The sequence below is a fragment of the Bradyrhizobium sp. MI1.7 genome (assembly GCF_055811795.1).
Genome location: NZ_JBVVPO010000053.1, coordinates 47876 through 60137, shown reverse-complemented (window position 1 = coordinate 60137; position 12262 = coordinate 47876). Strand labels below are relative to the sequence as shown.

Here is a 12262-nt window from a genome sequence, read left to right as displayed (position 1 = left end):
CTCGGCGATCTCGGCGCAAGTGGCGAGATCGGCATCCGGCAGCACGGCAATCAGCTCCTCGCCGCCATAGCGGGCCGACAGATCCTGCTCGCGAACTTTTTCGCGCAGCACTTTCGCAATCAGGCGCAGCACCTGGTCGCCGACGCCATGGCCGAAATTGTCGTTGAAGGTCTTGAAGTGGTCGATGTCGAGCATCAGCACGCCGAGCGGCTCGCCCCAATCCGCGGTCGTCTGTGCCTTGCGCAGGAATTCATCGAGCGCCCGCCGGTTTGCCAGCCCCGTCAGCGTATCGGTCCGGGCGCGCTCTTCGGACTTGGAGAGCGAGTCGCGGATCACGTCGAGCTCGCGGGTCTTTTCCGCAAAGCCGGCCTCGAGCCGGGTCGCCCTCGTGGCGGCCCGGGCCAACTCATTCATGAGCTGGGCGACCAGCGCCTTCGGATCGACGCCGGCCCTGCCCTGATCAGCGACTTCGCTGATCGCCTGCATCTGGGAACGATTGTCGGCCATGGCCGTCGCCAGAAACTCCTTCGCCGCCCCCATGAGGGCATGCAGCCGATCGGACGTCTCGGAGGCGACGGCGCCCGCCCCGGGGCGCGACATAGGTCTCGAACAGATCCTGGTTGGTCCTGGCGTCGAAGGGACGGTTGTGGTCGATCAGGAGATCGATGGCATTGCGCAGGTCGTCATGGCTGCCTGCGAAATAGTGGAACCAGACGGCAAAATTGGTCGGCGTCGGCGGAATCCGCTGCTCGGCCATGCTCCGCACCGCCCGTCCGGCGACGGACGCGGCATAGTCGTAATCGAGATCGTCGAAGCCTGATTCCATCGCCTGGCGGGGTGCTGTCGGCGGCCAACCTCGCACCGACCCCTTAATCCGATCCCAATGGGCCGTCCGTACTTTAGCGGAGCAGCCTTGCGGGGGGCCGCCGCCAGCGGCAACCCATTGACCCCCTAAGGACTTCTATGGCCTAGTCCGCCGTCTTTAGACGGCCGAATCCACGAAAACCCAACGATTCCATGACCTCCGAACGCTACAACGCCCGCGACGCCGAACCGCGCTGGCAAGCCGCCTGGGACCAGCAGGCGATCTTCGTCTCCAAGAACGACGATTCGCGGCCCAAATACTACGTGCTGGAGATGTTCCCCTACCCGTCCGGGCGCATCCATATCGGCCATGTCCGCAATTACACGCTCGGCGACGTGCTGGCCCGCTTCATGCGCGCCAAGGGGTTCAACGTGCTGCACCCGATGGGCTGGGACGCCTTCGGCCTTCCGGCCGAGAACGCCGCCATCGAGCGCAAGGTCGCGCCGAAGGCCTGGACCTACGACAACATCGCCGCGATGAAGAAGCAGCTCCGCTCGATCGGGCTGTCGCTGGACTGGTCGCGCGAATTCGCGACCTGCGACCCCAGCTACTACAAGCATCAGCAGAAGATGTTTTTGGACATGCTCGCCGCCGGCCTGGCCGAGCGTGAGAAGCGCAAGCTCAACTGGGATCCGGTCGACATGACCGTGCTCGCCAACGAGCAGGTGATCGACGGCCGCGGCTGGCGCTCGGGTGCCGTTGTCGAACAACGGGAAATGAGCCAGTGGGTCTTCAAGATCACGAAGTACTCGCAGGAACTGCTGTCCGCGCTGGATGGGCTCGACCGCTGGCCCGACAAGGTGCGGCTGATGCAGCGCAACTGGATCGGCCGCTCCGAGGGCCTGCTGGTCCGCTTCGCGCTGGATCAGGCGACGACGCCCGCCGGCGAGAGCGAGCTGAAGATCTTTACGACGCGCCCGGACACCCTGTTCGGCGCCAAATTCATGGCGATCTCGTCGGATCATCCGCTGGCTCAAGCAGCAGCCGCGAAGAACCCGAAGCTTGCCCAGTTCATCGCCGACATCAAGAAGATCGGCACCGCGCAAGAGATCATCGACACCGCGGAAAAGCAGGGTTTTGACACCGGCATCCGCGCGGTGCACCCGTTCGACCCGAGCTGGAAGCTGCCGGTCTATGTCGCGAACTTCGTGCTGATGGAATACGGCACCGGCGCGATCTTCGGCTGCCCCGCGCACGACCAGCGCGACCTCGACTTCGTCAACAAGTACAATCTCGGCAACATTCCGGTGGTGTGCCCCGAGGGTCAGGACCCGAAGACGTTCGTCATCACCGACACCGCCTATGACGGTGACGGCCGCATGATCAATTCGCGCTTCCTCGACGGCATGACCATCGAGCAGGCCAAGGACGAGGTCGCAAAGCGGCTGGAAGGCGAACTGCGCGGCAATGCGCCGGTCGGCGAGCGTCAGGTCAATTTCCGCCTGCGCGACTGGGGCATTTCGCGCCAGCGCTATTGGGGCTGCCCGATTCCGGTCATCCACTGTCCGAAGTGCGATGTGGTGCCGGTGCCGGACGCCGACCTGCCGGTGACGCTGCCTGATGACGCGACCTTCGACAGACCGGGCAACGCGCTCGATCATCACCCGACCTGGAAGCACGTCACCTGCCCCAAATGCGGCGGCAAGGCCCAGCGTGAAACCGACACCATGGACACCTTCGTGGATTCGTCCTGGTATTTTGCGCGGTTCACCGATCCCTGGAACGAGAACGCGCCGACGACGCCAGCCGTCGCCAACCGGATGCTGCCGGTCGACCAGTATATCGGCGGCGTCGAGCACGCGATCCTGCATCTGCTCTACAGCCGCTTCTTCACCCGCGCGATGAAGGCGACCGGGCACATTGCGCTGGACGAGCCGTTCGCCGGCATGTTCACCCAGGGCATGGTGGTGCACGAGACCTACCAGAAGGCCGACGGCACCTATGTGCAGCCGGCCGAGGTGAAGATCGAGGTCGGCGGCAACGGCCGGCGCGCGACGCTGCTGACGTCAGGCGAAGACATCCAGATCGGTCCGATCGAGAAGATGTCGAAGTCGAAGAAGAACACGGTCGACCCCGACGACATCATCGAGACCTACGGCGCCGATGTCGCCCGCTGGTTCATGCTGTCGGACTCCCCGCCCGACCGCGACGTGATCTGGAGCGACGAGCGCGTCCAGGGTGCCTCGCGCTTCGTGCAGCGGCTGTGGCGGCTGGTGAACGATGCAGTGGAGCTCGGCCAGGCCGCGCCGGCAGATCGTCCGGGCTCGTTCGGCCCGGATGCGACCGCCTTGCGCAAGGCCGCCCATGGCGCGCTGGACAAGGTCACCACCGGCATCGAGCGGCTGCACTTCAATGTCTGCCTTGCCCATATCCGCGAATTCGCCAATGCGTTTTCGGAGGTGCTCCAGCGCCCCGGCCAGCCCACAGCTGACCTCGCCTGGGCGGTCCGGGAGGCCAGCCAGATCCTGGTCCAGCTGTTCTCCCCGATGATGCCGCATCTGGCCGAGGAGTGTTGGCAGGTTCTGGGCAATAGCGGGCTGGTTTCCGAGGCCGATTGGCCCCAAATCGAACGCGATTTGCTGGTTGAAGACGCCGTGACCCTGGTGGTCCAGGTCAATGGCAAGAAGCGGGGTGAGGTCACAGTTGCAACAGCGGCCCAGAATCCGGAAATCGAGGCTGCCGTTTTGACACTCGATGCGGTAAAACTGGCCCTGGACGGCAAGCCCGTCCGCAAGGTGATCATCGTCCCCAAGAGGATCGTGAATGTTGTCGGCTAGGATCCGCATCGCAGCCCGCTTGCTGGCGGTCGCCGCATTGGCGGCCCTGACGGCTGGCTGCTTCCAGCCGATGTACGCCGAGCGTGGCGACGGGACACCCGGCCTGCGCGAAAAGCTGATGGGGGTCGACCTTCCGCCGATCAACAAGGCCAATGCCTCCCGCGAGGCCCGTGTCGGCGTCGAGGTCCGCAACGCCTTGGCCTTCAAGCTCTACGGCACGGCCACCGGCATGCCGCCGACCCATCGCCTGGAAATTCGCTTCGCGAGCAGCAAAACGTCGCTGATCGTCGATCCCAATACCGGCCTGCCGAACAGTGAAAACTACGGCATCGACGCCCAGTACAATTTGATCGAGGTCGTCAGCGGCAAGTCGGTCATGACCGGCACGACGTTCGCGCGCGTGTCCTATGACATGCCCGGCTCCTACCAGCGCTTTGCCCGCAACCGGGCCCTTCGCGATGCCGAGGATCGTGCCGCCAACGAGATCGCCGAGAACATCAACACGCGCCTCGCCTCGTTCTTCATCGCCGGCACTTAAGTCATCCCCGTCATTCCGGAGCGCCCGCAGGGCGGATCCGGAATCCAGAGATTATTGATCGAGATTCTCAGGCGCGCAATTGCGCGCCGTAGTTCGCGCTTCGTGCGCCCTGGAATGACAGTCAGGTCCGATGGTCGCGCTGCGCGGAAAAGAGATCGACGCCTTCCTCGCCCGTCCCGACGGGGGCCGACCGATCATCCTGCTCTACGGTCCCGATGCCGGCCTCGTGCGCGAGCGCGCCGATGCACTGATAGCCTCGGCCGTCGACGACCCCAACGATCCCTTCTCCCTCGTCAAGCTCGACGGCGACGAACTCTCCGCCGAGCCGTCGCGGCTCGTCGATGAGGCCATGACGGTGCCGTTGTTCGGCGGCCGCCGCGCCATCCGCGTCCGCGCCGGCTCGCGCAGCTTTGCCAGCGGCATCGATACGCTGGCGGAGATGGGCGTGAAGGATTGCCGCATCGTGATCGAGGCCGGCGAGCTGCGCCCGGAATCGCCGCTGCGCAAAGCCTGCGAGCGCGCCAAGACGGCCGTGGCGATCGGCTGCTATCCCGACACCGAGCGCGACCTTGCCAAGCTGATGGACGACGAGCTCCGCATCGCCAATCTGCGCATCGCGCAGGATGCCCGCGCGGCGCTGATGTCATTCCTCGGCGGCGACCGCCAGGCCTCGCGCAATGAGCTGCGCAAGCTGACGCTCTATGCGCATGGCAAAGGCGAGATCACGCTGGATGATGTGATGTCCGTCGTTGCCGATGCGTCCGAGCTGAAACTCGATCCCATCGTCGACGGCGCCTTCGCCGGCCGGCCCGACATCGTCGAGACCGAATTTGCAAAGGCCATGATCGCCGGCACCTATCCCGGCGTGATCATCTCCGCCGCGCAGCGCCAGGCCGCGTGGCTGCACAAATCTGCGCTCGCGATCGCCGACGGCCAGCCTGCCTCCGCGGTGCTCGAGGGCGGCTATCCGCGCCTGCATTTTTCGCGAAAGCCGGCGGTGGAAACGGCGCTGCGCAATTTCAGCGTGGCGCGGCTCGCCGCAATCATCGAGCAGCTCGCGACCGCCGCGCTCGACACCCGCAAGCAATCGACGCTAGCCGCCGCCATCGCCCAGCGCACGTTGATGGCCATCGCCGTGAATGCGAAGCGGCGCAGCTGAGGCACCGCTCTCTCCACGTCATTGCGAGGAGCGCAAGCGACGAAGCAATCCAGAGTCCCTCCGCGGAAAGAATCTGGATTGCTTCGCTTCGCTCGCAATGACGATGTGGAAACAGATGCGCCCGCAAAGACGGAACGAAGCGCCTACTCCTCATCCTGAGGAGCGCGCCTTGCGCGCGTCTCGAAGGATGAAGGCCCGGGCCCTCGCCCTTCGAGACGCCGCTTTGCGGCTCCTCAGGGTGAGGGAGACAGACTGTGAATGACGTCTACAGCGCGCCCTTCGCCAGCCGCCTCATCACCTCGTCGAGCTGATCGAGGTTGCGGTAGTTGATCTGGACGGAGCCGCCGGGGTCGCGGTGATTGACCGTGACCTTGAGGCCGAGCGCATCGCTGACGCGCCTTTCGAGATCGACCGTATCAGGGTCCTTTTCCTTACCGCCGGTGCTGCGCGCCTTCTGCGGCTTGCGCTCCGGCACACCCTCTTCATGCGCGAGCGCCTCGGCCTGGCGGACGTTAAGGCCTTCCGCGACGATGCGCCTGGCTGATGCGAGCGGATCGGGCACGCCGATCAGCGCGCGGGCGTGGCCGGCGGTCAGCTCGCCGCTCGTGATCAAGGCCTGCACTTCGGCCGGCAGTTTCGTCAGCCGCATCATGTTGGCGATGTGGCTGCGGCTCTTGCCAACGACCTTTGCGATGTCGTCCTGGCTGCGTTTGAACTCGTTGGCGAGCGCGTGATAGCCGAGCGCCTCTTCCATCGGGTTGAGGTCTTCGCGCTGCACGTTCTCGACGATCGCGAACTCCAGCGCATCGCTGTCGCTGATGTCGACCGGCACGATCGGCACCTCGTGCAGGCCGGCCATCTGCGACGCGCGCCAGCGCCGTTCGCCGGCGATGATCTCGAAGCGATCCTGCGCGCCCTTCACCGGACGCACGACGATCGGCTGGATCACGCCGTGCTGTCTGATCGAATCAGAGAGCTCCTTGAGCTCTGTTTCCGAAAAGGCGCGGCGCGGGTTGCGCGGATTGGGCTTGATGAATTCGATCGGCACCTTGCGCTGCGCGCGCGGACGATCGACATGCTGAGCCTCGCCGCCGACATCACCGATCAGACTCGCAAGACCCCGGCCCAGTCGCGAACGCGCTTCGTCGGCCATCGCCAGCTCCCTTGGATTCACGGTGCAACACTCCAGAACTGAATTATCGTAGGGTGGGCAAAGCGAAGCGTGCCCACCAGTTGTGTGCAGAAGATGGTGGGCACGGCGAAGACGCCTTTGCCCACCCTACGGCAGCGTCAATGCGTGGTGCGCAGCTCGCGCTCGCGCTGGATCACTTCCGTGGCGAGCCGCAGATACGCTTCGCTGCCGACGCATTTGAGATCGTAGACCAGGACCGGCTTTCCGTAGGACGGCGCCTCCGAGATGCGCACATTGCGCGGGATCATGGTCTTGTAGACCTTCTCGCCCATGAACTGACGGACGTCGGCGACGACTTGGTTCGAGAGGTTGTTGCGCGAGTCGAACATGGTCAGCACGATGCCGTGGATCGACAGGTTCGGATTGAGCGTCGAGCGCACCTGCTCCACCGTCTGCAGCAATTGCGACAGACCCTCGAGCGCGAAGAACTCGCACTGGAGCGGCACCAGGATCGCATCGGAGGCCGCCATCGCATTCACCGTGAGCAGGTTGAGCGAGGGCGGGCAGTCGATCAGCACATAGGTGTAATCGGCGTCCGGCGAGACGTTGTTGTTGAGCGCGCCGATGGCGTCGCGCAGCTTGAACGCGCGGCCGGGCGTGGTGCCGAGCTCGAGCTCGAGGCCGGAGAGATCCATGGTCGAGGGTGCGATGTGCAGCCGCGGCACCGCGGTCGAGACCACCGCCTCGCGCAAGCTCGATTCGCCGATCAACACGTCATAGGTCGAGCAGGAGCGGTTGCGGCGATCGATGCCGAGGCCGGTCGAGGCGTTGCCCTGCGGATCGAGATCGACGATCAGGACGCGCTCGCCGATCGCAGCGAGTGCCGTGCCAAGATTGATCGCCGTGGTTGTTTTTCCCACGCCGCCCTTCTGATTCGCCAGCGCCAGGATGCGCGGGTGGCCCTGCGGGACTTCGCCGGTCTGTTGCTGCTGCGGTTCGTCAATCACGCTCATCGCAAATTCCCCACTCGACCCCTGAACGCCTCAGCCGCGCTGCTCGACGGACGTCAGCTCGACGATCCAACCGTCGCCGGTACGGCTTTGGTGAAGCTGCGGTTGAATATTCCAATATTTAGCGGCTTCGGTCAATTCAGCCTCTACATCTTGCCCCTTCGGAAACAGCGCTTTTGCACCCTGGCGCATCAGCGGCTCCGCAAAGCCGATGAGTTGATGTAGCGGAGCCAGCGCACGCGCGGTGACGCAATCCACGGGGCCGGTGATTCTATCCACATTATCCCCGATCTCCGCGAGATGTACGAGCCCCGGAGATGCGGTGACGCGAACTGCTTCGCGCAGAAAGGCCGCCTTCTTGGCGATTCGCTCGACGAGGTGGACGCTGGCGCCAGGCGTCCCGGCCATGGCACAGGCGAGGACGATTCCGGGGAAGCCGCCGCCGCTACCGAGGTCGGCCCAGCGTTTGGCCAAAGGGGCGAGATCGACGAGCTGGAGCGAGTCGGCGATGTGCCGGGTCCAGAGCTGCGGCAGGGTCGAGGGCGCGACCAGATTGGTCTTGGCCTGCCACTCCCGGAGCAGCGCGATGTAGCGATCGAGTCGTTCCTCGGTTTCACGTGAAACGGGGGCGAGCCTGAGGGCCGCGAGCTTGTCCGCGGCGATGATCGCGTCCAGCGACCGATCGTTGGCGCTGGCCTTGTCGATCTTCGGCTTGATCGGCGTCGACTCGGATCGGCGACTCGCGCCCTCGCCCGCCGATGGTTTCCCTGATGACGATCTGCCGCCCGGCCCGCGCTGTTTCACGTGAAACGCCTATGCGATCGCCTTTGAGGTCTTCCGTGCCTCGCGCCGGAGGTAGGCCGCGAGGATACCGAGAGCCGCCGGCGTCATGCCGTCGATCCGGCCAGCCTGGCCAACGGTGAACGGCCGCGCCTTCTCAAGCTTGGCCCGCACTTCATTGGAAAGACCAGGGACCTGCTGGTAATCGACGTCCGACAGCACCATCCCCTCGTCTCGCCTGAAAGCTTCGACGTCGGCGCTCTGGCGCTCGAGATAGACGTCGTACTTCGCGTCGATCTCCAGATGGGTGGCGATGACCGGGTCGATCGCCGACAGCTCCGGCCAGATGGTCCGGACCTGGCTCCAGCCGATGTCGGGATAGGCCATCAACTCGAACGCCGAACGGCGCTGGCCGTCCCGGTTCAGGGACAGGCCGTGCTTGATCGCCTCGTTCGGCGTGATGGTCAGGGACTTCGACAGCGCCCTGGCCGCATTCAGAGCGTCCATCTTGGCGCGGTGATGCTGCGTCCGGGCGCTCCCGACGCATCCGAGCTCAATCCCCTTCTCGGTGAGACGCTGATCGGCGTTGTCGGCGCGCAGGGTCAGCCGGTACTCGGCCCTGGAGGTGAACATCCGATAGGGTTCGCTGATCCCGCGGGTGACGAGGTCATCGATCATCACACCGAGATAGCCATCGGCACGGTCGAACACTGTCAGGGCGGCGCCGCTCGCGGCCAAAGCTGCGTTCAGGCCGGCCACGATGCCCTGCCCGGCAGCTTCCTCATATCCGGTGGTGCCGTTGATCTGACCCGCCAGGAAGAGGCCACGCAGACGCTTGGTCTGGAGGGTCGGATCGAGCTCGCGGGGATCGATGTGGTCGTATTCGATGGCGTAGCCCGGGCGAACCATCTTCACCTGCTCCAGGCCAGGAATGCTGGCGAGGATCGCGAGCTGGACCTCCTCCGGCAGCGAGGTCGAGATGCCGTTGGGATAGACAGTGCTATCGTCGAGCCCTTCCGGCTCCAGGAAGATCTGATGCCCGTCGCGGTCGCCAAAGCGGACGATCTTGTCCTCGATCGAGGGACAGTAGCGCGGTCCGGAACTCTTAATCTGGCCGGAGTACATCGGAGAGCGATGGACGTTCGCGCGAATCACCTCATGGGTCGCGGAGGTCGTTCGGGTGATCCCGCACTGGATCTGCGGGGTCGTGATCCGCTCGGTCATCACCGAGAACGGCTCCGGCGGCTCATCTCCGGGCTGCATCTCGACCGCTGACCAGTCGATCGTGGTGCCGTCCAGACGCGGCGGAGTTCCGGTCTTAAGCCGTCCAAGGGTGAAGCCTGCCCGCTCAAAGGAGGCGGAGAGACCCATCGCCGGGGCCTCTCCGACCCGCCCAGCCGGCCAGTTCTTCTCGCCGAGATGGATCAGACCGCGGAGGAAGGTGCCGGTGGTGACGACGACGGCCCCTGCCCGAAGCTCGCGGCCGTCTGCCAGGCGTAGGCCGGTCACCCGGCCCTCGGCCACGATCAGCTCGTCTGCCTCGCCCTCGATGACGGAAAGACCTTCGGTGTCCCGGATCGCAGCCTGCATGGCTGCGGCATAGAGCTTCCGGTCGGCCTGAGCCCGGGGGCCTCGGACAGCCGGTCCCTTGCGGCGATTGAGGACGCGGAACTGGATGCCGCCGGCATCGCCGACCCGGCCCATCAGACCATCCAGCGCGTCGACCTCGCGGACCAGATGGCCCTTGCCGAGGCCGCCGATGGCGGGGTTGCAGGACATCGCGCCGACCGTGGAGAAACGGTGCGTCACCAGAGCGGTCGTCGCACCCATCCGGGCGGAAGCAGCCGCGGCTTCACAGCCGGCATGGCCGCCGCCAATCACGATGACGTCGAAACTCTCTCGCTCTGTTCGCATGGGCGGACTTCTATCTCAGAGGTGGAGAAGCCGGAAGTAGAAACTGGGTGAGGCGGTTGTTTCACGTGAAACGGTGCGGCCAAGTAGGCGATGCGCATTTTCGCGAAAACAACCCCATGCACAGTAGAAGGGACATTGAGAGGACTGCTGTTTCACGTGAAACAGGATGGGTCTGACCGGGAGAGAACTCCTGGCGAGATCTCGCACGGTTCTGGACGGGGGTAGAGAGGGCACAAGCGATGGGTCTGCTCCGTCATTGCGAGCGGAGCGAAGCAATCCAGAATCCCTCCTTGGAGGCAGTCTGGATTGCTTCGTCGCAAGGGCTCCCCGCAATGACGGGCTTCGGGGACGACCGGCGGCCAAGACCCTCACTGCCCGTCAGGCGATCAGACCGTGCGTACGAACACTGCGACCAGGGCGGTCCAATCGTCCCGCGGTTTCACGTGAAACAGGCCGGAGCCTGCAAGGCACGTGGTCCACGTGAAACGGACCGGAACCGACCCCGCCGCTGTTTCACGTGAAACGCAAGGAGCGTGACAAGCTTGTAGCCTGGATGGAGCGCAGCGAAATCCGGGAAAGGTGTTCCGGCTGCGGAGCCGTCCCCGGATTGCGCTTCGCTTCATCCGGGCTACGAAACGAGCCCCCGTTTCACGGGAAACGCAAGGACTGGAACAAGCTCTAGTTCTACAATGAAGAACTAGTCCTATTTTCCGATGCAGAATTTCTGGAAGATGGCCCCGAGGACGTCCTCGACGTCGACCCGGCCCAACAGCCGACCCAAGGCATAGGCCGCAGCGCGCAGCTCTTCGGCGGCAAGCTCTTCGCCGTCTTCTACAAGCTCCAGGCTCCGGCGCAAGCTGTCTGAGGCCCGGCGCAACAGATCTCGCTGGCGGGCCCGGGTCACCAATGCGCCCTCGGTGGTCCCGAAAAACTCGGCGGCGAATTTCACGAGAGCGTCGATCAGGTCGGGAACGCCGTCCCCCCGGCTCGCCGAGATCCCGAACTCGCCGCGCGGCCCGACCTCCCCCGCCTCGCCCAGATCGATCTTGTTGCGGACGATCCAGACCGCGCCGCTCGATTGATCACGCCCGGGGCCGGACTTCACCAGCGATTGCATCGCGCCCGGATCGACGGCGTGGCCACCCTCGACTAGCCACAGCACGAGGTCGGCGTCTTCGGCTCGGGCTCGCGCTCGGCGCACGCCTTCCTGCTCCACGGGATCGTCGGTCTCCCGGATGCCAGCCGTGTCGATCACCGTGACCGGGTAGCCGTCGAGATCGAGCTGCACCTCGATCACGTCGCGCGTGGTGCCGGCGTAGGGCGAGACGATCGCGACCTCGCGGCGCGCGAGCTGATTGATCAGCGTCGACTTGCCGACATTCGGCTCGCCGGCGATCGCGACCACCAGGCCGTCGCGCAGGCGTTCAGAATGTCCCTGTGCCGCAAGGACTTCTGTGATTTCGTCATACAGCGCTTTGATCGCTTTCACCGCTGGCGCCCTCAACTCGGCTGGCACATCGCCCTCGTCGGAAAAATCGATGCCGGCCTCGATCAGCGCCGACGCCTCGATGATGCGCTCGCGCCAGTCGCGCGCGCGATCGCCGAGCAGGCCCTGCAACTGGCGCAGCGCCTGGCGGCGCTGACGATCGGTATCGGCATGGATGAGATCGTCGAGACCCTCGGCCTCCGTGAGATCGAGCTTGCCGTTCTCGAAGGCGCGCCGCGTGAATTCGCCGGGCTCGGCCGCGCGCGTATTCGGAATAAGGGAAACCGCGGAGAGGAGCGCCGCGAGCACCGCGCGGCCGCCATGGACGTGAAATTCGGCGACGTCCTCGCCGGTCGCGCTGGCCGGCCCCGGAAACCAGAGCACGACCGCGTCGTCGATCGCCTGGCCCGCGCCATCGCGGAGCAGCCGGCGGCTGGCCTGTCTCGGCGCCGGCTGCTTCCCCGCCAGCGTCGTGAGTGCGAGGCCGGCCTGCGGGCCCGAGACGCGCACCACGGCGATCGCGCTGGGCGCACGGCCGGACGACAGCGCAAAGATGGTCTGGTCTCGCGGATGCATGGCCTATTTGTCCGGCTGGCGGGGA

Annotated in this window: 8 protein-coding genes and 1 pseudogene; 3 read left to right on the top strand and 6 right to left on the bottom strand. The window is 65.2% G+C overall.

Going from position 1 to position 12262, the window contains the following annotated elements:
• Positions 1-826, bottom strand: a pseudogene (locus AC0L3X_RS34540) (GGDEF domain-containing protein); the annotation flags it as partial.
• Positions 827-1017: 191 nt separating this feature from the next.
• Between AC0L3X_RS34540 and leuS the strand changes: the two are divergent.
• From leuS to holA, 3 genes are all read left to right on the top strand, one after another.
• A complete protein-coding gene (gene leuS / locus AC0L3X_RS34535; protein WP_354132193.1) occupies positions 1018-3642 on the top strand; it encodes a leucine--tRNA ligase in 2625 nt (874 codons plus the stop codon).
• The gene (gene lptE / locus AC0L3X_RS34530; protein WP_028150179.1) at positions 3629-4180 is read left to right on the top strand and encodes an LPS assembly lipoprotein LptE; all 552 of its coding nucleotides are present in this window, start codon (positions 3629-3631) and stop codon (positions 4178-4180) included. Before leuS ends, lptE begins: the two co-directional genes overlap by 14 nt.
• 130 nt (positions 4181-4310) lie before the next feature.
• Positions 4311-5339 (top strand): DNA polymerase III subunit delta, encoded by a 1029-nt coding sequence (gene holA, locus AC0L3X_RS34525; RefSeq protein WP_063980284.1) that lies wholly within the window; start codon positions 4311-4313, stop codon positions 5337-5339.
• Between the two features lie 265 nt (positions 5340-5604).
• Here holA and AC0L3X_RS34520 read toward each other — a convergent pair whose 3' ends face one another.
• From AC0L3X_RS34520 to mnmE, 5 genes are all read right to left on the bottom strand, one after another.
• Positions 5605-6492 (bottom strand): ParB/RepB/Spo0J family partition protein, encoded by an 888-nt coding sequence (locus AC0L3X_RS34520; RefSeq protein WP_063980283.1) that lies wholly within the window; start codon positions 6490-6492, stop codon positions 5605-5607.
• A 137-nt stretch (positions 6493-6629) separates the two neighbouring features.
• Complete coding sequence (locus tag AC0L3X_RS34515; RefSeq protein WP_063980282.1) at positions 6630-7484, bottom strand: ParA family protein; 855 nt, start codon at positions 7482-7484, stop codon at positions 6630-6632.
• Positions 7485-7514: 30 nt separating this feature from the next.
• Positions 7515-8285 (bottom strand): 16S rRNA (guanine(527)-N(7))-methyltransferase RsmG, encoded by a 771-nt coding sequence (gene rsmG, locus AC0L3X_RS34510; RefSeq protein WP_063980281.1) that lies wholly within the window; start codon positions 8283-8285, stop codon positions 7515-7517.
• Between the two features lie 9 nt (positions 8286-8294).
• A complete protein-coding gene (mnmG, locus tag AC0L3X_RS34505) occupies positions 8295-10175 on the bottom strand; it encodes a tRNA uridine-5-carboxymethylaminomethyl(34) synthesis enzyme MnmG (protein ID WP_063980280.1) in 1881 nt (626 codons plus the stop codon).
• Positions 10176-10878: 703 nt separating this feature from the next.
• Complete coding sequence (gene mnmE, locus AC0L3X_RS34500) at positions 10879-12237, bottom strand: tRNA uridine-5-carboxymethylaminomethyl(34) synthesis GTPase MnmE (protein WP_063980279.1); 1359 nt, start codon at positions 12235-12237, stop codon at positions 10879-10881.
• Positions 12238-12262: the final 25 nt, after the last annotated feature.